Source organism: Methylocella sp. (genome assembly GCF_044226135.1).
Lineage (GTDB): Bacteria > Pseudomonadota > Alphaproteobacteria > Rhizobiales > Beijerinckiaceae > Methylocapsa.
In genome coordinates this window covers 27,800-53,323 of the sequence record NZ_JBGAHM010000022.1, presented here as the reverse complement: position 1 = coordinate 53,323, position 25,524 = coordinate 27,800, and the positions used below count along the sequence as shown (strand labels likewise).

The window sequence follows — 25,524 nt, the reverse complement described above, 5'->3', positions numbered from 1 at the left end:
GAGCCGGTGCGGCGCGCGCTCGAAGGGCGCCCGGTCAAGAAGATCATCATCGTTCCGCAAAGGATCGTGAATGTCGTCGCCTAGCCCGAGGCTTCCCTTCGCCGCCGCCGCGCTCGCGCTGTCTCTCGCGCTCGCGGGCTGCTTCCAGCCGCTCTATGGCCCGCAGGTCGCGGGCGGCGCGCTCGCGGGCGACCTCGCCGCGATCCACGTCATGCCGATCTCCGGCCGCGAGGGCCATTACCTCGAAAACGAGCTGCGCTTCGGCTTCAACGGCTCGGGGACGCCGCAGGCGGCGCGCTACACGCTTTATATCGGCCTGCAGGAATATCTGCAGTCGCCGCTGGTCGACACGGTGACCGGCTATCCAAGCTCCGGCACGCTCGCGGCGGTCGCCGAATATACGCTCGTTCCGGTCGGCGGCGGCGATCCGGTGGCCAAGGGGCTGGTGCGCGCGCAGTCGAGCTACGACCGCTTCTCGCAGCGCTACGCCAACATGCGCGCCTCGCGCGACGCCGAGATCCGCAACGCGCGCCTGCTCGGCCAGCAGATCCGCGCCAACATCGCCGCAGCCTTCGCCGGCAAGGGCTGACGCGCAGCGCATGGTCGCCGTCAGGAGCCATGAGGCCGACCAGCTGCTCGCGCGGCCGGCGGCGCATGTCTTTCTCTACCTCTTCCACGGGCAGGACGCGGGCCTCGTCAGCGAGCGCGCCCGCGCCGTCGTCGAAAAAGCGGTCGACGACCCGAGAGACCCGTTCCAGCTCCTGCGCCTTGGCGGCGACGATCTCGCCGCCGACCCGCTGCGCCTCGCCGACGAGGCGAACACCATCGGCCTGTTCGGCGGGCGGCGCGCCGTCTGGATCGAGGCGCAGGGCAAGACCTTCGTCCCGGCGCTCGAGCCGCTGTTCGCCGCGCCGCCCGAGGCCGCGACGGTGGTGATTTCGGCCGGCGCGCTGAAGCCCGATTCGGCGCTGCGCAAGCTGTGCGAACGCGAAAAACGCGCGCTCGCCGTCGCCTGCGCGCAGGACGGGCCGGCCGAGATCGAGGCCCTGGTCGAACGCGAGGCGGCGCGGGCGGGCTTCAGAATCGCGCCCGACGCCAGGGCGCTGCTCGGCTCGCTTCTCGGAGAAGACCGCCTGTCGACGCGCGGCGAGATCGAAAAGCTCCTGCTCTACGCCCGCGGCGCGCCCGAGATCGGGGTCGAGCATGTGGAGGCGGTCGTCGCCGACGCGTCGAGCCTGCTGCTCGACCACGCCGTCGACGGCGCCTTCCGCGGCGATTACGCGGCGCTCGACGCCGGGGCGCGGCGGCTGTTCGCGCAGGGCGGGGACGTCAACCAGCTTCTTGGCGCGGCGCTGCGCCATGCGCTCGGCCTGCGCCGCGCAAGGCTCGACCGCGACGCCGGCGGGGGCCATGGCGGCGGCTTCGGCGGAGCCCGCGAGCGCGAGCGCCAGCTCGACGCCTGGAGCGCCGAGCGGCTGGCGCGGGCCGTGGAGATTCTGGCTGAGGCGGTGCGCCGCGCCCGGCTTGAGCCGAGGCTCGCCGAGGCCGCGGGCCTGCGCGCGCTGTGGAGCGTCGCCGCGGCGGCGCGGGCGGGGCGCCGCGAGCCGGGGCCGGGCGGGCGCTGTGGGGCCCCGCGCAGGGGAGGCGCCAGGCGCGGACGACGGGTCCGCCGGCGCAGAAAACGGCGGGTGAAGTTTTTGCGTCGCCCGCATTACGGCCACGCTCAAGAAAAGGGCGGGGAAATCAACGCGCTGCCTGTTCGCAGGGCGCCTTGAAAAGCTTTCGCGGACGCCGCGACGGCCGCCGCGGCGTCGCCGTATATGACGTTATTTCAATTGATTAAGAGAAATCTTGCGTTGTTTCGCCGCGCATCTTCACGCATCTGTGCGGCCAGGGTTGCGCCATAAAATATCCTATGATAGCAACCCCTTCGCCGTCAGGGCGCGGCCGTCTCCCTTCTGCGCCCTTCCGTCTCCATCTTACGTCTCCAGTCCGGCCCTGCGCGTCGCGCCCGGGGCCCGCTCCCGCAAGACGCGCGGGAGGCGGAGCGATCGAACATTGGGGCCTCCCCTTGGCGAAGCAGGAAACTCTCGTTTCAGGAATGGCCGGGCGCTACGCCCAGGCGCTGTTCGCCCTCGCCGAAGAAAGGGGCGCCGTCGAAGGCGTCGCGGCGGATCTCGCGACCTTCGCGGCGATGCTCGACGAAAGCGAAGACCTTCGCAATTTCGTCCGCAGCCCGGTCTTCTCGGCGGAGCAGCAGGTCAAGGCGCTCGACGCGCTGCTGGGCCGCGCCGGACTCTCCGGCACCACCACCGCGCAGTTCCTGAAGCTCGTCGCCGCCAAGCGCCGGCTGTTCGCCGTGCGCGACATGATCCGCGACTTCAACATTCTTCACGACCACGCCGTCGGCCTTTCGCGCGCCGCGGTGACGGTCGCCGAATCGCTCAAGGACGAGCATGTCGAGGCCCTGAAGGCCGCCCTGGTCGAAATCGCCGGCGGCTCGAGGGTCGCGGTCGACGTCAAGGTCGATCCCTCGCTGATCGGCGGCATGATCGTCCAGATCGGCTCCCGCATGGTCGACAGCTCGCTCAAGACCAAACTCAATTCGCTCCGCGCACGCATGAAAGAGGTCGGCTGATGGACATCCGCGCCGCAGAAATTTCGCAGATCCTCAAGAATGAGATCGCCAACTTCGGCGCCGAAGCCTCGGTGACCGAGGTCGGGCAGGTCCTTTCGGTCGGCGACGGCATCGCCCGCGTCTACGGCCTCGACAAGGTCGAGGCCGGCGAAATGGTCGAGTTCGAGAACGGCGTGCGCGGCATGGCGCTGAACCTCGAGGTCGACAACGTCGGCGTCGTCATCTTCGGCTCCGACCGCGACATCAAGGAAGGCCAGACCGTCAAGCGCACCGGCGCCATCGTCGACGTGCCGGTCGGCAAGGGCCTGCTCGGCCGCGTCGTCGACGCGCTCGGCAATCCGATCGACGGCAAGGGCCCGATCGTCTACGAGAAGCGCGCCCGCGTCGACGTCAAGGCGCCCGGCATCATCCCGCGCAAGTCCGTGCATGAGCCGATGGCCACCGGCCTCAAGGCCATCGACGCGCTGATCCCGATCGGCCGCGGCCAGCGCGAACTCATCATCGGCGACCGCCAGACCGGCAAGACGGCGGTCGCGCTCGACGCCATCTTGAACCAGAAGCCGCTCAACGCCGGCAATGACGAGAGCGTCAAGCTCTATTGCGTCTATGTCGCCGTCGGCCAGAAGCGCTCCACCGTCGCCCAGTTCGTGAAGGCGCTCGAGGAGAACGGCGCGCTCGAATATTCGATCGTCGTCGCCGCCACCGCCTCGGACCCGGCGCCGATGCAGTTCCTCGCGCCCTTCGCGGGCTGCGCCATGGGCGAGTATTTCCGCGACAACGCCATGCACGCGCTGATCGTCTATGACGATCTCTCCAAGCAGGCCGTCGCCTATCGCCAGATGTCGCTTCTGCTGCGCCGCCCGCCGGGCCGCGAAGCCTATCCCGGCGATGTGTTCTACCTCCACTCCCGCCTGCTCGAGCGCGCCGCCAAGCTGCGCGACGCCAACGGCGCCGGCTCGCTGACCGCCCTGCCGGTCATCGAGACCCAGGCCAACGACGTGTCGGCCTATATCCCGACCAACGTCATCTCGATCACCGACGGCCAGATCTTCCTTGAGACCGACCTGTTCTACCAGGGCATCCGCCCGGCCGTGAACGTCGGCCTCTCGGTGTCGCGCGTCGGCTCGGCCGCGCAGACCAAGGCGATGAAGAAGGTCGCCGGCAAGATCAAGGGCGAGCTCGCCCAGTATCGCGAGATGGCCGCCTTCGCCCAGTTCGGCTCGGATCTCGACGTGACCACCCAGCGCCTGCTGGCGCGCGGCTCGCGCCTCACCGAGCTGCTGAAGCAGCCGCAGTTCTCGCCCCTCAAGATGGAGGAGCAGGTCGCGGTGATCTACGCCGGCGTCAACGGCTATCTCGACGCCATTCCGGTGAACCGCGTCCGCGCCTTCGAGGACGGCCTGCTCGCGCTCCTGCGCACCAGCCACGCCGACCTGCTCGAGGCGATCCGCAGCTCGAAGGATCTCTCCGACGCCTCGCAGCAGCAGCTGAAGGGGATCGTCGAGGGCTACGCCAAGAACTTCGCTTGAGGCTCTTCGCTTTCGCCGTCTGAGAGCAACCGAATCTAGCCAAGCGGACACGCCATGCCCTCGTTAAAGGACCTGCGCAACCGGATCGCCTCCGTGAAGGCGACGCAGAAGATAACCAAGGCCATGCAGATGGTGGCCGCGGCGAAGCTGCGGCGCGCGCAGAACGCCGCCGAAGCGGCGCGGCCCTACGCCGAGCGCATGGAGCAGGTGCTCGCCTCGCTCGCCGCCTCGATCGGCCCGAGCTCCACGGCGCCCGGTCTCCTGACCGGACGCGGGACCGACGCCGTTCATCTGCTGATCGTCTGCACGGCCGAGCGCGGCCTGTGCGGCGGCTTCAACTCCTCGATCGCGCGCCTCGCCCGCGATCACGCCACGGCGCTGCTCGCGCAGGGCAAGACCGTCAAGATGATCTGCGTCGGCAAGAAGGGCTACGACATCCTTCGCCGCCAGTTCGAGAAAGAGATCATCGAATTCATCGACCTGCGCGGCGTGCGCCAGATCGGCTTCGAGAACGCCGACGCCATCGGCCGCAAGATCCTCGCGATGTATGACGCGGGCGACTATGACGTCTGCACCCTGTTCTATTCGCGCTTCCGCAGCGTGATCCAGCAGATCCCCACCGCGCTGCGGCTCGTGCCGATGAGCATCCCCGCCGGCTCCGGCGCCGAAGCGGCGCCGCAGGCGGTTTATGAATATGAGCCCGACGAGGAGCAGATCCTCGCGACTCTCCTGCCGCGCAACGTGTCGATCCAGGTGCTCCGCGCGCTTCTCGAAAACGCCGCCTCCGAACAGGGCGCGCGCATGAGCGCGATGGACAGCGCCTCGCGCAACGCCGGCGAGATGATCAAGAAGCAGACGATGCAATACAACCGCTCGCGCCAGGCCATGATCACCAAGGAGCTGATCGAGATCATCTCCGGCGCCGAGGCGCTCTGAGCAGAGATTTGAAGGGACGAACCATGACTGACGCCTCCCCCAATTCGTCGACCGGCTACATCACGCAGGTCATCGGCGCCGTCGTCGACGTCAAGTTCGACGGTCATCTGCCCGAGATCCTCAACGCCCTCGAAACCGAGAACGGCGGCCAGCGCCTCGTCCTCGAGGTCGCCCAGCACCTTGGCGAGAACTCCGTGCGTTGCCTCGCCATGGACGTCTCGGAAGGCCTGACGCGCGGCCAGCCGGTGCGCGACACCGGCGCGCCGATCAGCGTGCCGGTCGGGGAAGGCACGCTCGGACGCATCATCAACGTCATCGGCGAGGCCGTCGACGAGGCCGGCCCGATCAAGGCCGACACCTATCGCGCCATCCACCAGCTCGCGCCTTCCTACGCCGAGCAGTCGACCGAGGCGCAGATCCTCGTCACCGGCATCAAGGTCGTCGACCTGCTCGCGCCCTACGCCAAGGGCGGCAAGATCGGCCTGTTCGGCGGCGCGGGCGTCGGCAAGACCGTGCTCATCATGGAGCTCATCAACAACGTCGCCAAGGCGCACGGCGGCTATTCCGTCTTCGCCGGCGTCGGCGAGCGCACCCGCGAGGGCAATGATCTCTACTATGAGATGATCGAGTCCAAGGTGAACATGGACCCGCGCGAGCATGGCGGCTCGGCCGAAGGCTCGAAATGCGCGCTGGTCTACGGCCAGATGTCCGAGCCCCCGGGCGCCCGCGCTCGCGTCGCGCTGACCGGCCTCACCATCGCCGAGAACTTCCGCGACCAGGGCCAGGACGTGCTGTTCTTCGTCGACAACATCTTCCGCTTCACCCAGGCGGGCTCCGAGATGTCCGCGCTGCTCGGCCGCATTCCCTCGGCGGTGGGCTATCAGCCGACGCTCGCGACCGACATGGGCGCGCTGCAGGAGCGCATCACCACCACCACCAAGGGCTCGATCACCTCGGTGCAGGCCATTTATGTGCCCGCCGACGATCTGACCGACCCGGCGCCGGCCACCTCCTTCGCCCATCTCGACGCCACGACCGTGCTGTCGCGCTCGATCGCCGAGAAGGGCATCTATCCGGCGGTCGATCCGCTCGACTCGACCTCGCGCATGCTGTCGCCGATGATCGTCGGCGAGGAGCATTACGCCGTCGCCCGTCAGGTGCAGCAGACGCTGCAGCGCTACAAGGGCCTGCAGGACATCATCGCCATTCTTGGCATGGACGAACTGTCCGAAGAGGACAAGCTCACGGTCGCCCGCGCCCGCAAGATCGAGCGTTTCCTGTCGCAGCCCTTCCACGTCGCCGAGGTGTTCACCGGCTCGCCCGGCAAGCTCGTCGCGCTCGCCGACACGATCAAGGGCTTCAAGGGGCTCGTCGAGGGCAAATACGACCATCTGCCGGAAGCGGCCTTCTACATGGTCGGCTCCATCGAAGAGGCGGTCGAGAAGTCGCAGCGCCTCGCCGCCGAAGCGGCCTGAGCGGGACGCCCCGGCGCGGCTCGTCCGCGCCGCGTTTCGCGGCCGGCGCGTCTCGCGCCGGCTGTTCACATGACGCCGCCGCGCGTCTCGCGGCGCGTTTGCGACGATCGGCTGCGCGAAAATTTTGAGGACGGGCCATGCCTGAGTTCCATTTCGAGCTTGTGTCGCCGGAGCGGCACGTTTTCGCGGGCGACGTCGAGTCCGTCGTCGTCCCGGGCTCCGAGGGCCAGTTCACGGTCCTGAAGGATCATGCGCCCTTCATGACCACGCTGCGCCCGGGCGTCGTGGACATCGGCGCCGGCGCCGCCGGACGCCAGCGTTATTTCGTGCGCGGCGGCTTCGCCGACGTCTCGCCGGCGGGCCTGACCATTCTCGCCGAGCGCGCCGTGCCGCTCGACGAGCTCGACGCGGCCAAGCTCGACCAGGACATCAAGGACGCCGAGGACGACATCGCCGACGCGACCGCCGAAAGCGCGCGCCAGGCCGCGAGCGAGCGGCGCGACCAGCTCGTCGAGCTGAAGATCGCGCTCAAGATCTGACGCCTCGCGCCGCGCGGCGCCGCTTTTCGTCGGTCCTGCCGTCCGCCGCTTTCGCCCGCCGCCGTTTTTGCTTTCCGACATGAGGCCGACGCGATATGCGATCGGCCTCATGGCTCCACCTCTTCTTCTGCTCCAGGACGTCAGCCTCAGCTTCGGCGGGCGTCCGCTCCTTGAAAGCGCCGAGCTTTCGGTCAGCCCCGGCGACAGGCTCTGCCTCGTCGGACGCAACGGCTCCGGCAAATCCACGCTCCTCAAGATCGCCGCCGGCCTTGTCGAGAGGGACGGCGGGACGCGCTTCCTGCAGCCTGACGCCGACGTGCGCTATCTGCCGCAGGAGCCCGACCTTTCAGCCTTCGCGACGGTCGGCGCCTATGTCGAGGCGGGGCTCGGCCCGCTCGGCGATCCGCATCGGGCGCGCCGCCTTCTCGAAGACCTCGGCCTGACGGGCGGGGAGCCGCCCGCGCAACTGTCGGGCGGCGAGGCGCGGCGCGCGGCGCTGGCGCGAGCGCTCGCCCCCGAGCCCGACATCCTTCTTCTCGACGAGCCCACCAACCATCTCGACCTGCCGGCCATCGAGTGGCTCGAATCGGAGCTGAAGAGCCTGCGCTCGGCGCTCGTGCTCATCAGCCATGACCGACGTTTTTTGCAAAATCTCTCGCGCGGCGTCGTCTGGCTCGACCGCGGCCGCACGCGCGCGCTGGGGCAGGGGTTTGGCGCTTTCGAGGCCTGGCGCGACCAGCTGCTCGAAGAAGAAGAAACGCAGCGCCACAAGGCGGACCGCAAGATCGTCGCCGAAGAGCACTGGCTGCGCTACGGCGTCACGGCGCGGCGCAAGCGCAATCAGAAACGCCTCGCCGACCTTGAAGGCCTGCGCCTCGAAAAGCGCCGCCGTCAGGGCGGCCCCGGCGCGGTCAGGCTCATGGCCTCCGAGGGAAAAGTCTCGGGCAAGCTCGTGGTCGAGGCCGAAGCGCTGACGAAATCCTATGACGGGCGCCCGATCGTGGCCAATTTCTCGACGCGCGTGCTGCGCGGCGACCGGCTCGGCGTGGTCGGGCCGAACGGCGCCGGCAAATCGACGCTGATCGGCCTGCTGACCGGATCGGTCGAGCCGGACTCAGGGTACGCCCGCATCGGCGCCAATGTCGACATGGCGACGCTCGATCAGGGCCGCGCAAGCCTGCAGCCCGACACTCTGCTCAAGGACGCCCTGACCGGAGGAGGAAGCGATTTCGTCGAAATCAACGGCGAGCGCAAGCATGTCGTCGGCTACATGAAAGACTTCCTGTTCGGCCCTGAGCAGGCGCGAACCCCGATCGGCAGGCTTTCGGGCGGCGAGCGCGGGCGCCTGATGCTCGCGCGCGCCCTCGCGCGGCCGTCGAACCTGCTGGTGCTCGACGAGCCGACGAACGACCTCGACCTTGAGACGCTCGATCTCCTGCAGGAGATGCTGGCCGATTATCCGGGCACGCTGATCGTCGTCAGCCACGACCGCGATTTCCTCGACCGCGTCGCGACCTCCGTCGTGATGTCCGAGGGGCGCGGGCGCTGGCAGGAATACGCCGGCGGCTATGGCGACATGGTCGCGCAGCGCGGCGCCGGAGTCGGCGCGCCCGTTTTGGGCGCGCAAGGCATGGGCGCGCATGGCATGGGCGCGCCGGGCACGGGCGCGGCGGAAAAGGCCGCGGCCGGTGAAAAGGCCGAAAAGCCGGCGGCCGCGCGAAACGAGAAGACGCAGGCGAAAGTCCGCCTCAGCTTCAAGGAGAAACACGCGCTCGAAACCCTGCCGACGCGGATGGAGGCGCTGCGCGCAGATCTTTCAAAGCTCAAGGCGCTGCTCGACGATCCCGAGCTTTACGCCAAAAATCCCGAGCGATTCGCCAGGGCGTCGCAGGCCTTCGCCAAGGCCGAAGCGGAGCTCGCGGACGCCGAGGACAAATGGCTCGAGCTTGAAATCCGTCGCGAGGCGCTGGAAGGTTGAGCGCCCGCCTGAAAAGACCCGGGATTTCGCACAGGCGTAAGAGGGCGGGAGAGGTTCAGGGGCGCAAGACGTCCGCCCGGATCGTGCAGGATCGCAGAGTTCCGCGGGTGCGGCGGCGACGGGGGGCGGGCCGCTTCGCCACCTCAGCCGGGCGCCGCGAAGCGGAGGGGAGACGCGGTCTTGGACCGAAATGGGTCGTTCGGCCGACTGAAGATCGCGCTGGAGCCAACGCGTCGACTCTGTCCGGTCAGGGCGATTCAATCGGCTTGGCGCAGATTCGAGACTCAGGTCCATTTCGCGTCAGCCGTGAAGCTGACATTGAGCCAGAGCTGAGTCTCCGCGGCGCCGAGATCGCGCGCGATTTCGTCGCGGATCGCGTCAAAGGCGCCGACCGTCGCTGGCGGGTAGTCGGGCGGCAACAGGAAATAGGCGTCGATGAAGCGCGCCCGTCCGATCTTGGCGACATAGCTCGTGAAGCCAAGAAAGCCATGTCGGGCGCGCGCGGCCTCCATCGTCGCGCGCACCCGCGCGTCGAGCGCGCGCGGCGCGACGAGAAACACCTCCCGCAGCCCGCGCACGACCGTCAGCACGGGCAGGGGCGCGACCGCCAGAATGATCGCCGCGAGCACGAGTGGGTCGACATAGGGCGCGAGATCGCCGCGCCCCGCCTTTTCGAGCGCGAGGCCGATCATGAAGCTCGCGAGCAGGGCGAGGCTGACGAGGCCGCCCACGAGAAAGGCGCGGGCGTCGACGCGCAGCAGGTCGGAGTCGAGCTCGCGCGCGCCGCGGGCGACGCGCCAGGCCATGGCGAGGCAGACGAGCGCGGAAACGCCGGCGTAGGCCGAGGCTGCGCCGAATTCGATGCGGTTGCCGCCGTCGAGCAGCAGGCTGACGGCGTCGAGCAGGGCGTAAAGGCAGGACAGGGTGAGAATGGTCCCGTTGAAGGCGGCGACCATGGGCTCGAAATGCCAGTAGCCGAACTGGAAGCGGCGGCTTCCCTCTGTCGCGAGCAGTTTCGAGACGATGAGCGCGAGTCCGGTCATGGCGACGTCGACGAGCGAATAGACGCCGTCAAACAGCACTGAACGCGAGCCGAGGCAAAGGCCCATGGCCGCGCCGACGAGGCCGGTCGCGAGGGTGACATGGATCGAGAGGCGCAACAGGCGCTGTTCGGCGCGCGACTCGCGCGGATCGGGAGCGAAAGTCATGGTCGGCGGGTTTCGGGACGGGCTGCGATGACCAATGCCACGCCCCGGCTGCGGACGCGACCGAAAAGGCTCGCCTTGGCGCCGCGCCGGCCATTCTATACCATTTGGGGGAGGAACGACGAAGGAGACGGGAGCGATGACGAAATCAGACGGCGAAGAAACGCGGGCGGAGCTTTTGCCGGGCCGTCTCGTCGCCGGCTATGAATCCTTCCTCGGGGGGCATTTCGCGCGCGAGCAGGAACGGTTCCAGAAGCTCGGGTCGGAAGGCCAGAATCCGCGCATCCTGCTGATCGGCTGCTGCGATTCGCGCGTGTCGCCGGAGGTCATCTTCGACGCCGCGCCGGGCGAGCTGTTCGTCGTGCGCAACGTCGCCAATCTGATCCCCCCCTATGGGCCGAACGACGATCTGCACGGCACCTCGGCCGCCGTCGAATACGCCGTGCTGGCGCTGCGCGTCGCGCATATCGTGGTGCTCGGCCATGCGAGCTGCGGCGGCGTGCGCGCCTTCGTCGACGCGGAGCTCGACCCCTATCAGAAGCCGCTCTCGGTCGGCGACTTCATCGGCAAATGGATCAGCCTGATCGCGCCCGCCGCCGAGCGGATCGGAGCGCCGACGGAGCCGGCCGCGCTCTATTCAGAACGACTCGCCTTCGCCTCGATCATTCAGGGGCTCGCCAATCTGCGCACCTTTCCGTCGGTGGCGAATCTGGAGCGGCGCGGCATTTTGACGCTCCACGGCGCTTATTTCGGGATCTCCGACGGCAAGCTTCTCGCCCTCGACGAGCGCGACGGCCTGTTTTCCCCGGTCAGGCCCGAGACGCACGCCGCCGCGCTGGCGGAGCCGCGCTTCTAGGGGCCTCGCGGCCCAGGCAGGCCGGACCTCTCCGTCGAACCCTTGGCGGCCGCGCCGTTTGACGCGTGGACAGTCTTGTTGCGCCGGCCGCCCAAGGCGTGCATCCTGCGACGAGACGCCGCGCCGCAGAGCGCGGACCAAACAAGACGACGAAGGAGAGGAATAGATGTCGACCATCGCTCGCATTCTTGCGGAAAAAGGGCGGAACGTGAGCACGACGCAGCCTGAGCGCACGATCGCGGAGGTGCTGCAGCTTCTCGCCGCCCAGAACATCGGCGCCGTCGTCGTGACCGACGCGGACGGCGCGGTCGTCGGCATTTTGTCTGAACGTGACATCGTCCGCGCGATCGGCCGCGAAGGCGCCGGCGCGCTCGGCGAGTCCGCCTCGAAATATATGACGGCGCGGGTCGTCACCACGGACGAGTCGGAATGCGTCAGTTCGGCCATGGAGCGGATGACCAGCAAGCGCTTCCGCCATCTTCCCGTGGTCAAGGACGGCAAGCTCGCCGGACTTGTCTCGATCGGCGACCTTGTGAAGTCGCGGCTTGAGGAGATGCAGCAGCAGCATGAGGCGATGAAGGAATATATCGCCAGCGCCTGAGACGCGCGCGTGGCCCTGACCCTGCGTCGGGGCCGCCTGGCGCGGCGCGTTCAGGCCGGCCCGCCGTCCGGCGCCGACGGATCCGGCGGCGCGTCCTGGGCGCGCGGCGCGAGCGCGATATAGTCCGCGATCTCCGGAATGGCGCGCCGCGCCGCCTCGCGGCCGACGTCGATCAGCTCGCCTGCGCGATGAAAGTCGAACAGGCCGACGCGCGCGACCTTCGCCGTGATCAGCACGTCCGGCGGATCTCCCGCGAGGCGGGAGCGCGAGATGCGGCTCTGGGCGATGTTGAAGGCGTCCATCATCGCGCTGCCCATGCCGGGCGCCCCGTCCGCGCGCTTGCCGAAATGGCGGCGCTGCTCGCGCCGCAGCGCGCCGAGCAGGCCGCCTTTCGGCGTTTCGGCCTCGATCGCCGCCGCCAGCCGGTCGAGCGACGGCTCAAGCGAAAGCTGGTCGTTGATGACCGTGCCGCGGAATCCGTAATCGCCGACAAGATTGACCGCGAGCACAATGTCCGCGCCGAGCGCGCGGCACACGGTGACCGGCACGGGATTGACGAGCGCGCCGTCGAACAGCCAGCGCCCGTTGATCTGCATCGGCTCGAAAATGCCGGGCAGGGCGTAGGAGGCGCAGATCGCCTCGACCGCGTCGCCGCGCGTCAGCCAGATCTCATGCCCGGTGCCGCATTCGGTCGCGACGGCGGCGAAGGGCTTGTCGAGCTCCTCAAGCCTGCGCCCGGCGATGGACTGGTCGAGCCGGCGCCGCAGGCGCGCGCCGCTGAGCAGGCCGACGCCCGAGAAACTCACGTCGAGCAGGCCGAACACGCTCTTCTTGGACAGCCCCCGGGCGAACGCCTCGACCTCGTCAAGCTTGCCCGCCGCATAACATCCGCCGACGACGGCGCCGATGGAGGTGCCGGCCACGACGTCGGGCGCGACGCCATGGTCGGCGAGTTCGAGCAGCACGCCGATATGCGCCCAGCCGCGCGCCGCGCCTGCGCCGAGCGCAAGTCCAATGCGCAGGCCCCGACGGCTCCGGCCGAGGCGGGGCGGCGGAAAGCTACTGGAGGCTTCGTTCACGCCGCTCCTCCCGCGTCGTCCTGTCAGGATGTTGCGCCTGAAAGATTGACGCTTTCAGAGCTATCTCGGTTCAATGACGCGACAAAGAAGCGTCGCCTCATGGCGGCGTGCGCCCCGACGCCGCCGCCCGGCTGATGAAAAACGCTCCTGTTGACAAGGCGTCGGGCGGCGTCGCCGGTCAGAGGGGCAGATAACCCGTCTGCGCGAGAAGGAGCAGCGCGACGACCAAGGCGAGCAGAAGATAGGCCAGATGGACTTTCCGCATGGCGCCCTCCGGGAAGCCGCAGCGCGATCCTTGAAAGACAGAGTCCAAAGCATGGCCCGCGGACGGAGCGCCCGCAAGGGCGGAGCGCGTGCGCGTCAGGCGTCGAAGACGAGCTTCGCGCCGCGATCCGTCATGATGAGGCGGCGGTAGAAGCAGGAGCGCCGGCCGGTGTGGCAGGCGCCGCCGTCGCCGCCGGCCTCGACGGTGATGAGCAGCACGTCCTGGTCGCAGTCGACGCGGATGTCGCGGACCGTCTGGAGCTGGCCCGAGGTCGCGCCCTTGCGCCACAGCGCCTGGCGCGAGCGCGACCAGTAATGCGCCTCGCCGGTTTCGAGCGTCAGGCGCAGCGCCTCTTCGTTCATGTGAGCGACCATGAGGATCTCGCCGTCTTCAGCGGCGCGGGCCACGCAGGCGATGAGCCCGTCCGCGCCAAAGCGGGGCGTGAAGCTCTCGCCTTCCTCAAGCTCTTTTTTCGCGTCGGGCGAGACGGAGTCTGGCGCGGACATGCGCGTTTCTGCTCGTCGTGCTGGAGGGGAGGGGCTATTTGCCGTGGCGCAGAAGCGTGAAGAAGCGCACCTGCTCGGCGGGGTCGTCGCGGAACACGCCAGTGAACTGCGTCGTCACGGTCTGCGCGCCCTGCTTGCGCACGCCGCGCATCGACATGCACATATGCTCGGCCTCGATCATCAGGGCGCAGCCGCGCGGGCGAAGATGCAGGTCGATCGCGCCGACGATCTGCGCGGTCAGCGCCTCCTGCGTCTGCAGCCGCCGCGCGAACACGTCGACGAGGCGGGCGAGCTTGGACAGGCCGACCACGCCGTCTTCGGAGGGATAGTAGGCGATATGGGCGACGCCGACAAAGGGCACCACATGGTGCTCGCAATGCGAGAAGAACGGGATGTCGCGCACGAGAACGAGGTCGTCGTAGCCGTGGACTTCCTCGAAGACGCGCGAAAGCACGTCGGTCGCGTTCTCGTGATAGCCCGAAAAGAGCTCGTCATAGGCCTTGACCACGCGCGCCGGCGTGTCGACGAGGCCTTCGCGGTCGGGATCGTCGCCGGCCCAGCGCAGCAGCACGCGCACTGCGGCCTCCGCTTCCTGTCGGGTCGGCCTCGGCTCCCGCGCGGATATGTCGCGCGGGTGCTCTTTGCGTTCAATCAAGGACTTAACCACGGCATCCATCAGTGGCGCCTCCAAAAACATCAGTGATCGGCGGCTAATCCCAAAGGAAGAGCCGTTGTGTCCGCGGTCAGAAGCAGATGCTGCTGAAAGCAGAGGCGCCGAAGTGGCGGGGCCGATCGGCGCGGAGAGCAAGGCGGATTTCTCGCCGCTACGCTGACCGACACCTATATAGTAGAATGTGTTCGCCGTCATCCCGAAGCTTTCGCCCGGCCGCCCAGCTCATGATCAACGACATCTACAACGCCAGAATCCTCGAGCTTGCGGCGAATATCCCGCGGCTCGGGCGCCTTGAGCGGCCGGACGCGACCGCCAAGGCCCATTCGAGGCTCTGCGGCTCGACGATCATCGTCGATCTCGTCATGGCCGACGGAAAGATCGTGGATTTCGCGCATGACGTGAAGGCCTGCGCGCTCGGCCAGGCCGCGGCCTCGATCATGGCGCGCAATGTCATCGGCGCGACGGCGCAGGAGATCAGGACCCTGCGCGACGAAGTGCGCGCCATGCTGAAGGAAAACGGGGCGCCGCCGCAGGGCAAATGGGCCGAGGTCGGGACGCTTGAGCCGGTGCGCGACTATAAGGCGCGGCACGCCTCCACCCTGCTGACATTTGAGGCGACGCTCGACTGCGTCAACCAGATCGCTGCGGCCGGAGATGGGGACGGGGCGAAGCGGACCGGCTGAGCCGGTCCGACCGCGCCGCCGGGGCTTTTGGAGCTGGACGGGCGCGTCAGTTCAGGAAGGGAATGCTTTCAAGGTAGAAGGCGCGCGACAGGATGGCGCCGGCGGTGAACTGGTTCAGCGACCCGAGATTGTTGGGCACCGGGCTCGCCGCGGCCTGGGACACGAGCCGGTTGTAGGCCCCGAACACGGTCAGGCTCCAGTCCTTGTCATAGTCATATTTGACGGAGCCGCCGACGCCGACCGAGCCGAGGCCGCCCGAGGCCGTATAGGGCGTGACCTTGCCGTTGAGCGCGGCCTGCTCGGGCGTCACCGAGAAATAGGCGTTCATGTAGGTCGAGTTGCCGAACTGGAGGCGCGGGCCGAGGGCGAAGGTGAAGGGGCCGGTGCGATAGACGCCGTCGATCGAGATGTTGGCGTCGAAGCCGTCATGGCCGCTCACCGCCTGCCGCGCCTCGCCGCGCAGGCGCAGCATGTCGGCGTACCAGAGTTCGACGAAGGCGCCGAGTTCGACCGAAGTCCCGACGTCCGGCAGGCCGTAGAAGGCGCCGTTGCCGCCGCTGAGGCCGCGCTGCGAGATCACGCGGGCGGCGGGGCCGGCGCGCAGCCAGCCGAGGTCAAGGAGCGTGACGCTCATGCCGTCGTCCGGCGACGAAAAGGCCACGGGCTCGCCGGGGCGGCGCAGGCCGACGGCGCCCGTCGGCCAGACCGTCACGGAACGCGCGCCGGGAAAGCTCGTCTGCACCTGCGGGCCGAGGCCGAGGGTCAGGATCCATCCCGTCTGGACAGGGGCGGCGGGCGCTGGATCGGCTGCGAAGGCCGTGCTCGACAACGCGCCGAAGAGGGCGCAGCCGGCGAAAAGAGCTGATTTGAAAGAAGACACGAGGGCCGATCCGTTTGACCGCATGGAATCGACGCACTATGCGGCGGGTCAATGGGGCGAGATAGTGTATGGGAGACACAGCGGCGGCTTCTTCGCGCGCCGTCGGAGCCAAGACTGCCATGACATGGTTAAGCCGGGCTTTGCGCGCGACGGCGATCGGCGCGATCAGGGCCTATCAGCTCACTTTTTCGTCGCTCGTCGGCGCGCAATGCCGCCATCTGCCGACCTGCTCGGCCTATATGAGCGAGGCGATCGGGCGGCACGGGCTCTGGGCCGGCGGGTGGATGGGCGCGGCGCGGCTCTGCCGCTGCCAGCCCTGGGGCACACATGGCTTCGATCCCGTCCCTGCCGAGCGTCCGGCGGGCGCGGCGTGGCGGCCCTGGCGCTACGGACGCTGGCGCGGTCCTTTGCCAGAAGCCATGCCCGAAGCCTCAGCCGCGCAGGCGCCGGGAGACGAGGGCGAGCGCCACCGCGCCGGCGTTCGAGACGTTGAGGCTCTTGATCGGCCCCGGCATGTCGAGGCGGGCGACGACGTCGCAGGTCTCGCGCGTCAGCCGGCGCAGCCCCTTGCCCTCGCCGCCGAGCACGAGCGCGACCGGCGCGCTTAAGCCGACCTCCTGCAAATCGGCGGCGCCCTCCGAATCGAGCCCGACGCAGAGATAGCCGAGACCTTTGAGCTCGCGCAGCGCGCGCGCCAGATTGACCACCGGCGCGATCGGCACATGTTCGAGCGCCCCGGAGGCGGCCTTGGCCAGAACGCCGGTCATTTCGGGCGCGTGGCGCTCCGTCATCAGCACGGCGTCGACGTCGAAGGCCGCGGCGCTGCGCAGGATCGCGCCGACATTGTGCGGATCGGTGATCTGGTCGAGCACCAGCGCGATGCCGCCGCGCGGCGTGATTTCGGAGACGTCGAGCGGCGCGATCGGCCGCGCCTCGAGAAGCGCGCCCTGATGCACGGCGCCGGGCCCGAGCCGGCGCGACAGGGCTTCGGGCTCGACCAGCGTGAGCCGCACGCCCGAGGCGGCGATGTCGGGCGCGAGCTTCTCGGCCGCTCCCGGCGCGGCGTAGAGGTCGAGCAGCTTGCGCTTTCCGGCGCGCAGCGCTTCCCGCACCGCGTGAAGGCCGTAAAGCGCGACGAGATCGGCGGACGGCCGGCGAAAGGGGGCAGGCTCCGCGCCGGCGTTCGGCGGAGGCGCGCGGTCGGCGCGCGCGCCCTGCGCCGGCGCGCCCTGCATGGTCGCCCGGCGCGGCGCGGCGAAGTCGGAACGTTTCGCGCCGTCGCGCGGACGCTTGGGGCCGCCGCGCGTCACGCGCCGGCCCTTTTTTGGCGAATCGGCCGGGACGCGCTCCAGCTCGAGGTTCTGCGGCTCACGGCGTCGCGGGCTCCTGGCGCGGCCGCGCTCCGGCCGCAGGTTGATTTTTGGTCGAGGCGGACGGGGCGCGCAAGCCCCCGCGCCGGCGCGGGCGGCGGAGATTTTGGGTTGACAGCGCTCCCTTGCGTCACCATAAGCCGTCCACCGGGTTCGGCGACGGGCTCAAGGGGGAGTGTCCCGAGCGGCAAAGGGGGCGGACTGTAAATCCGCTGGCTATGCCTTCGTAGGTTCGAGTCCTACCTCCCCCACCACTTTTGCCTCGCCGCCTGTTCGCGCCTTTCGCCGGCCGAAGCCGTCCTCCGCTCCAGTTTGATTTTGCGCCGTCGCATTTTCGTGCGCCGGCACGCGCGCGGCGACGGCCATGCTGAATCCCGGCCCGCCGTCGCGGGCGGGCGCCCAAAAATGCGTCAGGCCGGCGGAGCCGGCCTGAACATGTTCGCGGATCGACGACGGCTCAGTCGACGTAGCCGTATTTCGAGTAATATTTCTTGTAATAATGATTGCCGTGGTAGCGCTCATAGCGGTTCTGCGCGGTCATATCGACCTTGTTCAGCACCACGCCGAGCAGGCGGTCATAGACGCCCTGGGCTTCCGACAGGCCGCGTTCGACGACGTCGATCCGGGTGCGGCCCCATTCGACGACATAGACATAGGCGTCGATGATGTGGCCGGTCGTGCGCACGTCGACGATCGGCGCGACGGGCGACAGGTCCATGATGATATAGTCATAGGACGCGCGCAGCTGGTCGACGACGTTCTTCATCGCGGCCGAGGCGAGGATCTCGTTGGTGTGCGGCAGCTTCGCGGTGGCGCCGGCGGCGAGGAAATGCAGATGGCTCGCCGAAATCGGGATCAGCGTCTTCTCGAGCGGGGCGTTGCCGATCACGACGTCGATCAGGCCCGGCGCGTCGGGCGCGAGCCAGCGCGACAGCGAGGGGCTGCGCAGGTCGGCGTCGACGAGGACGACCCTTCCGCCCGCGTCCGAGATGAGATGGGCGAGATTCGAGGCGAGCGTCGACTTGCCTTCGTTCGGCAGGGTCGAAGTGAGGCCGATCACCTTGTGCGACTTGAGCGCGCCGTTGAGGTCGGCCGCGATCTTGATCGAACGCACCGCCTCGGCGTAGCGCGAGAAGGGAGCGTCGACGACCGTACGTAGCAGCGCGCGGCTTGAGGTGGCGGGCTTGTCGGAGTCTTCGCCTTCGCCCCGCGCGCCGGGCTTCAGCACGGGCGCGAGCGCGAGGCAGCTGACCCGCAGCGTCTCCTCGATCTGGTCGCTGGTGCGGAACACGCCGTCCGAGGCCTCGCGCAGGAAGGCCACGCCGAAGCTCACGACGCCGCCGCCGAGAAGGGCCAGAAGCAGGGTGAGGCTGGTGCGCGGCGAGCTTTTCAGCATCGGCGGCAGGGCCGGGCTGATGAGGCGCGTCTCGCTGATCGGCACGGCGTCCTGCTGCTGCACGGCCTCCATGTAGCGCTGCAGGAAGTTGTCGTAGAGCGTGCGCGCGGTTTCGGCGTTGCTGGTCAGCTCGCGCAGCTGGACCATGGCCTGGTTCGAGGCCTGCGCGAGATTGGCGACGTCGCCGAGGCTCGTCCGCAACGACTGCTCGCGCGTGCGGGCGATCTCATAATCGCTCTTGTAGCTCTCGGCGATCTTGCGCATCTCGTCCTGGATGCTGCGCTTGATCTCGGTCATCTGGGTGCGCAGATTGACCGTGGCGAGGTGATTCGCGCCATAGCGCTGCGACAGGATGGCCTCGCGCTGGCTGAGGTCGAGATATTGCTGGCGCAGCTTGACGATCACTTCGCTCTTGAGCGCGTCGGTCATCGAGGCGTCGGCGAGCGAGCCGGACATGACGGTGTTGATGCGGTCGAGCCGGGCCTTGGCTTCGGCGGTGGCGGCGCTGGCGATGATGAGCTGGCTGTTCAGCTCGGAAAGCTGCTGGTCGTTGAGCAGCTTGCCGCCGCCTGCGGCCGGGCCGGTGTCGACGATGTTGTTGATCCGCTTGAATTCCACGACCGCCCGCTCGGCGGCGGCGGCCTGCGCGCGCAGCTCCTTGATGCGCTCGGCGAGCCACACGCCGGCCCGCCGCGTCGCGTCGTATTTGGCGTCCATCTGGCTCGCGACGAAGGCCTCGACGAGCGCGTTGACGACCTGCGCCGATTTCTCGGGATTGAGCGAGGTGAAGCCGACGTTGATGACATAGGTCAGGCCTTCGCGGCTGACCGTCAGCTGGCTGAGGAAATTGCCGAGCGCGATCTGCTCCTTCTGCGCCTCGGTCTTTTCAGGCTCGGGCTTCGGCGGGAAGAAGAAGCTCAGCAGCCCGCCCTTGCCGCCCGGCGGCGGGACGAATTCGCTGTCGTCGATGAGATGCAGCTTGCGGATGACGGCGAGGGCGACGGTGTCCGACTTGAGCATCTCGACCTGGGTCTGGACCAGGGCGGCGTCGATCTGCGCGTCGCCCATCAGGGTCTGCTGCTCCTGCAGGACCTGGACCTTGCGCGTGTCCATCACCATGGAGCCCATGGCGGTGAACTTCGGCGGCGTGTTGACGAGGTAGAAGATCGCCAGCGCCAGGCTGCAGACCATGATGAGGATCACGATCGGGAGCTGGCGCCGCACCACGCGCAGGGCGTTCTGCAGCGCGTCGAGCAGAGGCGCCATGACCTTGGGCGTGTCCTGGCTCGCCATGGAAGCTCGTTTATTGATTTGCAGCATCGGGCGTCAACTCGCTGTCAACCTGGTCTGTGGGATGGATCGGACTCAAATTGAATCAGACTCTCTAAAGGCGAAAATCGGCCGATCGGAAATACGGGCGGCGCGCCGAGGCCGAACTCGCCGCAGGCGCTTCCGCTCGACGGAAATCCGCGCGTCGCTGAAGCGGCCGGGCGGCGCGACGCGAACCCAAGGCGGAACGCCGCGACCTCATGCACAATTAACCCGCCCAGCGATGTCTCGCCGGCCGGCCCTCCCCGTTCCCGTCGGCTGCGGCTTGACGTCCGCGCAACCGTTTTACACTTATTTCGACCCTAACAGAGGACTTGGGCGCGCGCAATCGCCGCTCTCAATCTATACGTCCTTGTGACAAGGCTTTGCTTGTGACCCTGCAATCAAAACCAATCATTACCCAGCTTTCGAGCGGTTTCAAGGCCGGCTTGTCGCGCGCCTTATCTTGGATCGCCGCGGCGACAACCCATGATACATATGACGGATAGACTCGCGCCGACTTGCAAAGCTTGTCGCAGGACGGCGGAGCGAAATGAAGCAAGTTCTGGTCCGGATGTCCTGGCGTCCAGGCGCGAGACGGCGCCGGATTCTACGGACAACGCGCGAAAAGAAGGGCCCGCGCGGTCGCGCGGCGGTTGCGCAAGGACGCGGCCCGGCCGCCGCGAAAATTCGCGCATGACGGCCAGAGGGTAGGGCGAACGTCCGATCGCGCCTGTTTTGAACACGCGGGAGCGACGTCGACCACGCGGCGCGCGCCCTGTTCGCCCGAACGCTCCGGCGATCGCCGGAGGGGCGCTGGCTTTTGGGCCGGGCGCAGGGGCACGGGACGACGCAGCCGCCCCGAGGGGGCCGTTCTTCGCCCGGGCCTGAGCCCAGGCGGATCTTTCGCTCATTTCATGGCCGGATTTCATGGCCGGAGCCCGTCGTCATGGCCGGGACGCGTCCTGCGCCTCATGCGGGCCCGTGGCGTCGGGGCCGCGCGGCGCGAAAACCGGCCGGCCGTCAGCTGACGCGGGCGGCGCGCCAGGAGCCCGCGCATTGCATGGTGGGCGACGACCATGTGCCCGACCCGGCGCCGCTCCTGACCCTGCCCGCCACATTGGCGACCTGGCTGTCGCGCCGGAAAGCGAGCGAGACCGCGCCCTTGTCGGTCACGAGGCCGCTCGCCTGGACGAAGCCGTCCCCATGCGTGCTGACGCGGCCGCCGACGACCTGAATGGTCCAGCGGAAGACGCGGTCGCAGGCGCCGCTCTGGGTATAGACGTCGACGGCGTAGACGCCGTCGAATGGTCCGGCGCCGCGCGCCTTTTGCGCGTTCGCGCCGACCGGGCCCAGCAGACTGACGCCGACGACGGCGCCCAAAAACATAAGTGCGGCGCGCATGCTCACCCCAAGCCCCCCCCTGGCGTCCGCTCGAAAGACGACGGGCCTTTCAGATCGAGCGGGCGTCTGAAACACGGACACAGAGCGGGCCCCGACCTGCCTCAAGGGCCTCCGCTCTGACCGCCGAGGATGCCAGAACCCAAGACGAAGACAAGTGCGATCGCGCACGGCGGCCGGGGCGCGGACAGCCTCGCGCCAGCCTCGCGGGCCGCCGCGGGGCCGGGCCGGGTTCAGGACGGCGCATGTCCGGGGGGAAGCGGCGTCGGTCTGCGGTCCTTGCCGATCGCGACGAAGACGAACAGCGCCTCCGTCACCTTGTTCATGGCTTCTTCCTCGCGATAGCGCCGCCAGGCCTCGACCTTGACGCGCATGGAGGTGCGGCCTTCGCCGACGAGGCGCCCGTAAAGGCTCACTTCGTCGCCCACGAAGACGGGGCTGAGGAAGGTCATGCCCTCGACGGAGACGGTGGCGCAGCGCCCGCGCGCGCGGCGCGAGGCGACGTTGCCGGCGGCGAGGTCCATCTGCGCCATCAGCCATCCGCCGAAAATGTCTCCCGCGGGATTGGTGTCGGCCGGCATGGCGATCGCCCGGATGACGGGCGACTCCGCCGGCGGCTTTTCAGGTTCATGCGCGAAGGCGCGCGCGTCGTCGCCCTGGCTCATCGGGCGGGGGCTCCGGACGAATGGGATTGGCGCGGCATGGGGGCTCCGGAATGAGGCGATTCGGACGCCGCGCTCAAGGCGCGGCCAGATAGGCGTTCAGCCGGTCGAGACGCTGGTCAGTCAGGACGCGCCGGCACTGGCGCGTCGCCTCGGCCATGGCCTCGCTCGTCGCCGCGCCCGAGCCGCGCGCGGCGAAGGCGCATTCCCGGCCGCGATATTCAAGCCAGGCGCGCTGCGCCTCGACCAGCGCCGCCTTGGTTTCGGGCTGGGCCGCAAAGCGCGCGATCAGGGTCCGGTAAAGGGCGTTGAGCGGGCCGTCGGCGCTTTGCGGGGCCTCGGCGGCCGGAGGGCCGGCTTCGGCCAGAGGGCGGGGCGCTTCGACGCCTGCCGCAGCCGGCGCCGAAAACAACGCGGCGAGCGCGAAAACCCGTGCGAGCCTCTGCATGGTCCTGGCGGCTGTCTTTCTGAGGGCGTCGAGCCGGAGCGGCCTACGAAGAATAGGGTAGGGCGCAGGGCGCGCAAGGCGCAATATGCGGCGCCCGCGCGCCGCCTAATCGATCAGGTCGAGGAAGTCGCGGCCAAGCCGGTCCTCGACCTCGACCAGCCAGAGGTCGGAATCATAGCGGATCTGGCGCGCGATCTTCTCCTCGGCCGCGGCGGGGTCGATCCACTGGGCGTCATGCAGCCTGACGAACAGCCGATGGCCGTCGGCGTCCGCCTCGCTTTGCGGCGCGGGGCCAAACAGCGCGGCGGCCCCGTCGAGCCGGTCGAGCTTGACGAAGATCGCCCCCGCTTCGGCCGCGCCGCGCCGTCGCAGCACGGCGACGGCGCCCTCATGCGCGCAGCGGCGCAGAAAGGCCGACACCCAGAAATCGGCGCGAAGCCGCATTCTCATCCTCCAGAATTTTCCGCGCGCCGCGCCCTGGGCCGCGTGTGACTTGTTCACAAGCGCCGCGGCGCGGCCCAACGCCGCCTTTGCGCGCCGCCGCGGGGACATGTATTTCAGGCTTGGCGTTTCAACTTTGCATCCCGCCAGAATCCTAGCCGGGGCTGGGCCTGCGCCTCAACGGCCCGCCGCGCAAACGAAAGACGACTCATGGCCGCGCTCGACACCGTCCTCGCCAGGATCGACGCCAATCGCGACGCGGCGCTCGACCGCCTCTTCAGGCTGGTCTCGATCCCCTCCGTCTCGACCGACCAGGCCTACGCCGCCGACTGCGTGCGGGCGGCCGAATTTCTCGCCGCCGAGCTGAACGCGATCGGCTTCGAGGCGTCGACGCGTCCGACCAGGGGGCATCCCATGGTCGTCGCCCATGGCAAGGGCGCGCGGCCGGACGTGCCGCATCTCCTGTTCTACGGCCATTACGACGTGCAGCCCGCCGACCCGCTGGCGCTGTGGGAGACGCCGCCGTTCGAGCCCCGGCTTGTCGAGGCCGGAGCGGGAACGCAGATCGTCGGGCGCGGCGTTTCCGACGACAAGGGCCAGCTGATGACCTTCATCGAGGCCGCGCGCGCCTTCAAGGAGGCGGGCGAGCTGCCGTGCCGCGTCACCATCCTGCTCGAAGGCGAGGAGGAGAGCGGCTCGCCGTCGCTGCCGGACTTCCTCGCCGAGAACAAGAAGGAGCTGTCGGCTGATCTCGCGCTCGTCTGCGACACCTCGATGTGGGATCGCGACACGCCCGCCGTGACCACCATGCTGCGCGGGCTGGTGCTCGAGGAGGCCGTGATCCGCGGCGCCGACCGCGACCTTCATTCCGGCATGTTCGGCTCGGCCGCGGTCAATCCGATCCACGTGCTGGCGAAGATCATTGCGGGGCTGCATGACGAGGCCGGCAAGGTGACGCTGCCGGGCTTTTACGACGGCGTCGCCGAGCTGCCCGAGGAGGTCGCCGAGCAATGGCGCGGGCTCGGCTTCGACGGAGAGGGTTTTCTGCGCGCCGTCGGCCTGTCGGTCCCGGCCGGCGAGCGCGGGCGCAGCGTGCTCGAAATGCTGTGGTCGCGCCCGGCCTGCGACGTCAACGGAATTTCGGGCGGCTATCAGGGCGAAGGCTCGAAGACCGTGCTGCCGGCCGAGGCGCGGGCGAAATTCTCGTTCCGCCTCGTCGGCCAGCAGGACCCGCAAAAGGTCGCCGAGAGCTTCCGCGCCTACGCCCGCGCGGCCCTGCCGGCCGACTGCGGAATTGAGTTCATCTCGCATGGCGCCTCGCCGGCGCTCGCCCTGTCGTTTAATTCGGAGTCTTTGTCGCGGGCGAGCCGCGCGTTGCAGGCCGAATGGGGCGTCGCGCCCGTGCTGGCGGGCTGCGGCGGCTCGATCCCGATCGTCGGGCGCTTCAAGAGCGACCTCAAGATGGACACGCTGATGGTCGGCTTCGCGCTCGACGACGACCGCATCCATTCGCCGAACGAGAAATATGAGCTGTCGTCCTTTCAGAAGGGCGCGCGCAGCTGGGCCCGCATCCTGAGCGCGCTCGCGGCCTGAGGGCTCGCCGATCCTACGGCGTGGGTCGCTTCTGATTGACCGCGTGTTTTCGCGTGGTCGGACAGCGCCCCATAATTTGACGGCCGCGTCACGTTTTGTGCCGCACGCGCGAATTGCGACTGTTTAGGGTCTGGACCCATAAAATGGTTGGCGTGATCAGCGGTTTGTGATTCACGGCTTCCGAAAGGAAGCGCCGATGAATCGGGATCAGTTCTGGCTGACGGACGAACAATTTTCAAAGATCGAGCCGCATCTGCCGACAAACACGCGCGGCAAGCGGCGGGTGGATGATCGCCGCGTGATCAGCGGGATCGTTCAAGTTCTGAAATCTGGCGGTCGATGGATCGACGCGCCGCAGGAATATGGACCGAGGAAGACGCTCTACAATCGCTTCGTCCGATGGGCGGAAAAGGGCGTGTGGACGGCCTTGTTTCAAGCTCTTGCGCAAGCGGGCGGGCCACCGGCCGAGGTTCTGATCGACAGTTCGGCGGTCAAGGCGCATCGCTCGGCCGCAGGCGGTAAAGGGGGGAGAAAAATCAGGCGGTTGGTCGCTCGCGGGGTGGGCGAACGACGAAAATCCACGCGCTGACCGATGCCCTGTGTCGCCCGCTGGCGTTCATACTGAGCGGCGGGCATGTCGCCGATTGCACCGCTGGCGCGGCGTTGCTCACACAGCTTCCCGTCTGCGACATTCTCCACGCCGACAAAGGTTATGACGCCAACGCCATCCGCCGCCAGGTCGAGGATCGCGGCGCGATGCCGAACATCCCACCCAAGGCCAACCGGAAATGGAAAAACTGCTTTTCGCCAGTCCTTTACCGAAACCGGAACGCCATCGAGCGGATGTTCTGCCGGTTGAAGGACTTTCGGCGCGTCGCAACGCGGTACGACAGAAGCGCCGCGAATTTCCTCGCCGCCGTCCACATCGCTGCGACTGTCAGTTACTGGTTATGAGTCTGGACCCTAGTGCGGACTACATGCTTCGTTCACGGCAAGGGGCTTGAGACTCTTGCGTATTGTCGCAGCATGAAGTATTATTTTCTATTATTTATTTATTTTAAA

At 68.2% G+C, this 25,524-nt stretch carries 23 protein-coding genes, 1 tRNA gene and 2 pseudogenes; 15 read left to right on the top strand and 11 right to left on the bottom strand.

What is annotated here, in order from left to right; translation table 11 throughout:
- Nucleotides 1-70: 70 nt before the first annotated feature.
- The 8 genes from ACILRB_RS10665 (at nucleotide 71) to ACILRB_RS10630 (ending at nucleotide 9,095) form a co-directional block, all read left to right on the top strand.
- Nucleotides 71-589, top strand: coding sequence for a hypothetical protein (locus tag ACILRB_RS10665; RefSeq protein ID WP_395666270.1), 519 nt, complete (start codon nucleotides 71-73; stop codon nucleotides 587-589).
- 10 nt (nucleotides 590-599) lie between these two features.
- Nucleotides 600-1,775, top strand: a complete 1,176-nt coding sequence (gene holA / locus ACILRB_RS10660) for a DNA polymerase III subunit delta (RefSeq protein ID WP_395666269.1) — start codon at nucleotides 600-602, stop codon at nucleotides 1,773-1,775.
- Nucleotides 1,776-2,071: 296 nt separating this feature from the next.
- Nucleotides 2,072-2,638, top strand: a complete 567-nt coding sequence (locus tag ACILRB_RS10655; protein WP_395666268.1) for a F0F1 ATP synthase subunit delta — start codon at nucleotides 2,072-2,074, stop codon at nucleotides 2,636-2,638.
- Nucleotides 2,638-4,167 (top strand): F0F1 ATP synthase subunit alpha, encoded by a 1,530-nt coding sequence (gene atpA, locus ACILRB_RS10650; protein WP_395666267.1) that lies wholly within the window; start codon nucleotides 2,638-2,640, stop codon nucleotides 4,165-4,167. Before ACILRB_RS10655 ends, atpA begins: the two co-directional genes overlap by 1 nt.
- A gap of 54 nt (nucleotides 4,168-4,221) precedes the next feature.
- Nucleotides 4,222-5,103: a F0F1 ATP synthase subunit gamma gene (locus ACILRB_RS10645; RefSeq protein ID WP_395666266.1), complete on the top strand. Its 882-nt coding sequence runs from the start codon at nucleotides 4,222-4,224 to the stop codon at nucleotides 5,101-5,103.
- Between the two features lie 23 nt (nucleotides 5,104-5,126).
- On the top strand, nucleotides 5,127-6,578 hold the full coding sequence (gene atpD, locus ACILRB_RS10640) for a F0F1 ATP synthase subunit beta (RefSeq protein ID WP_395666265.1): 1,452 nt from the start codon (nucleotides 5,127-5,129) through the stop codon (nucleotides 6,576-6,578).
- Between the two features lie 137 nt (nucleotides 6,579-6,715).
- Nucleotides 6,716-7,117 carry a F0F1 ATP synthase subunit epsilon gene (locus ACILRB_RS10635; RefSeq protein WP_395666264.1) on the top strand — a complete coding sequence of 134 codons (402 nt, stop codon included), beginning with the start codon at nucleotides 6,716-6,718 and terminating at the stop codon, nucleotides 7,115-7,117.
- Between the two features lie 109 nt (nucleotides 7,118-7,226).
- Nucleotides 7,227-9,095 (top strand): ABC-F family ATP-binding cassette domain-containing protein, encoded by a 1,869-nt coding sequence (locus ACILRB_RS10630; RefSeq protein WP_395666263.1) that lies wholly within the window; start codon nucleotides 7,227-7,229, stop codon nucleotides 9,093-9,095.
- Nucleotides 9,096-9,379: 284 nt separating this feature from the next.
- Here ACILRB_RS10630 and ACILRB_RS10625 read toward each other — a convergent pair whose 3' ends face one another.
- A complete protein-coding gene (locus ACILRB_RS10625) occupies nucleotides 9,380-10,303 on the bottom strand; it encodes a cation diffusion facilitator family transporter (protein WP_395666262.1) in 924 nt (307 codons plus the stop codon).
- A gap of 136 nt (nucleotides 10,304-10,439) precedes the next feature.
- Between ACILRB_RS10625 and ACILRB_RS10620 the strand changes: the two genes are divergently transcribed.
- Together ACILRB_RS10620 and ACILRB_RS10615 are read left to right on the top strand one after the other, a co-directional pair.
- The gene (locus ACILRB_RS10620) at nucleotides 10,440-11,156 is read left to right on the top strand and encodes a carbonic anhydrase (protein ID WP_395666261.1); all 717 of its coding nucleotides are present in this window, start codon (nucleotides 10,440-10,442) and stop codon (nucleotides 11,154-11,156) included.
- Nucleotides 11,157-11,322: 166 nt separating this feature from the next.
- A complete protein-coding gene (locus tag ACILRB_RS10615) occupies nucleotides 11,323-11,757 on the top strand; it encodes a CBS domain-containing protein (protein ID WP_395666260.1) in 435 nt (144 codons plus the stop codon).
- Between the two features lie 50 nt (nucleotides 11,758-11,807).
- On the opposite strand, the gene ACILRB_RS10610 is transcribed toward ACILRB_RS10615, so the two are convergent.
- The 3 genes from ACILRB_RS10610 to folE form a co-directional block, all read right to left on the bottom strand.
- On the bottom strand, nucleotides 11,808-12,836 hold the full coding sequence (locus ACILRB_RS10610) for a patatin-like phospholipase family protein (protein WP_395666259.1): 1,029 nt from the start codon (nucleotides 12,834-12,836) through the stop codon (nucleotides 11,808-11,810).
- A 360-nt stretch (nucleotides 12,837-13,196) separates the two neighbouring features.
- The gene (gene hisI, locus ACILRB_RS10605; RefSeq protein WP_395666258.1) at nucleotides 13,197-13,607 is read right to left on the bottom strand and encodes a phosphoribosyl-AMP cyclohydrolase; all 411 of its coding nucleotides are present in this window, start codon (nucleotides 13,605-13,607) and stop codon (nucleotides 13,197-13,199) included.
- 34 nt (nucleotides 13,608-13,641) lie between these two features.
- Entirely contained in the window at nucleotides 13,642-14,283 is a 642-nt protein-coding gene (folE, locus tag ACILRB_RS10600; RefSeq protein ID WP_395666257.1) for a GTP cyclohydrolase I FolE, read from the bottom strand.
- Nucleotides 14,284-14,504: 221 nt separating this feature from the next.
- Here folE and ACILRB_RS10595 point away from each other — a divergent pair, with 221 nt between their 5' ends.
- Nucleotides 14,505-14,963 carry an iron-sulfur cluster assembly scaffold protein gene (locus ACILRB_RS10595; protein WP_395666256.1) on the top strand — a complete coding sequence of 153 codons (459 nt, stop codon included), beginning with the start codon at nucleotides 14,505-14,507 and terminating at the stop codon, nucleotides 14,961-14,963.
- A 46-nt stretch (nucleotides 14,964-15,009) separates the two neighbouring features.
- Here ACILRB_RS10595 and ACILRB_RS10590 read toward each other — a convergent pair whose 3' ends face one another.
- Nucleotides 15,010-15,843 carry a MipA/OmpV family protein gene (locus ACILRB_RS10590; protein WP_395666255.1) on the bottom strand — a complete coding sequence of 278 codons (834 nt, stop codon included), beginning with the start codon at nucleotides 15,841-15,843 and terminating at the stop codon, nucleotides 15,010-15,012.
- A gap of 119 nt (nucleotides 15,844-15,962) precedes the next feature.
- Here ACILRB_RS10590 and yidD point away from each other — a divergent pair.
- Nucleotides 15,963-16,247: pseudogene (yidD, locus tag ACILRB_RS10585) on the top strand (membrane protein insertion efficiency factor YidD); the annotation flags it as partial.
- 27 nt (nucleotides 16,248-16,274) lie between these two features.
- Here yidD and rlmB read toward each other — a convergent pair.
- Nucleotides 16,275-17,078 (bottom strand): 23S rRNA (guanosine(2251)-2'-O)-methyltransferase RlmB, encoded by an 804-nt coding sequence (rlmB, locus tag ACILRB_RS10580; RefSeq protein ID WP_395666274.1) that lies wholly within the window; start codon nucleotides 17,076-17,078, stop codon nucleotides 16,275-16,277.
- A 304-nt stretch (nucleotides 17,079-17,382) separates the two neighbouring features.
- Here rlmB and ACILRB_RS10575 point away from each other — a divergent pair.
- Nucleotides 17,383-17,467 (top strand) — tRNA-Tyr (locus ACILRB_RS10575).
- A 203-nt stretch (nucleotides 17,468-17,670) separates the two neighbouring features.
- Here ACILRB_RS10575 and ACILRB_RS10570 read toward each other — a convergent pair.
- The 5 genes from ACILRB_RS10570 to ACILRB_RS10550 all read right to left on the bottom strand — a co-directional run bounded on the left by ACILRB_RS10570 (nucleotide 17,671) and on the right by ACILRB_RS10550 (nucleotide 22,872).
- On the bottom strand, nucleotides 17,671-19,902 hold the full coding sequence (locus tag ACILRB_RS10570; RefSeq protein WP_395666254.1) for a polysaccharide biosynthesis tyrosine autokinase: 2,232 nt from the start codon (nucleotides 19,900-19,902) through the stop codon (nucleotides 17,671-17,673).
- 1,038 nt (nucleotides 19,903-20,940) lie between these two features.
- A complete protein-coding gene (locus ACILRB_RS10565; protein WP_395666253.1) occupies nucleotides 20,941-21,321 on the bottom strand; it encodes a hypothetical protein in 381 nt (126 codons plus the stop codon).
- Nucleotides 21,322-21,551: 230 nt separating this feature from the next.
- Nucleotides 21,552-21,899: an acyl-CoA thioesterase gene (locus ACILRB_RS10560; protein WP_395666273.1), complete on the bottom strand. Its 348-nt coding sequence runs from the start codon at nucleotides 21,897-21,899 to the stop codon at nucleotides 21,552-21,554.
- A gap of 157 nt (nucleotides 21,900-22,056) precedes the next feature.
- Nucleotides 22,057-22,428 (bottom strand): lysozyme inhibitor LprI family protein, encoded by a 372-nt coding sequence (locus tag ACILRB_RS10555; RefSeq protein WP_395666252.1) that lies wholly within the window; start codon nucleotides 22,426-22,428, stop codon nucleotides 22,057-22,059.
- A gap of 105 nt (nucleotides 22,429-22,533) precedes the next feature.
- Nucleotides 22,534-22,872, bottom strand: a complete 339-nt coding sequence (locus ACILRB_RS10550) for a DUF1491 family protein (protein WP_395666251.1) — start codon at nucleotides 22,870-22,872, stop codon at nucleotides 22,534-22,536.
- 207 nt (nucleotides 22,873-23,079) lie between these two features.
- On the opposite strand from ACILRB_RS10550, the gene ACILRB_RS10545 reads away from it, so the two are divergent.
- The gene (locus ACILRB_RS10545) at nucleotides 23,080-24,462 is read left to right on the top strand and encodes a M20/M25/M40 family metallo-hydrolase (protein WP_395666250.1); all 1,383 of its coding nucleotides are present in this window, start codon (nucleotides 23,080-23,082) and stop codon (nucleotides 24,460-24,462) included.
- 196 nt (nucleotides 24,463-24,658) lie between these two features.
- A pseudogene (locus tag ACILRB_RS10540) lies at nucleotides 24,659-25,416 on the top strand (IS5 family transposase).
- Nucleotides 25,417-25,524 lie beyond the last annotated feature (108 nt).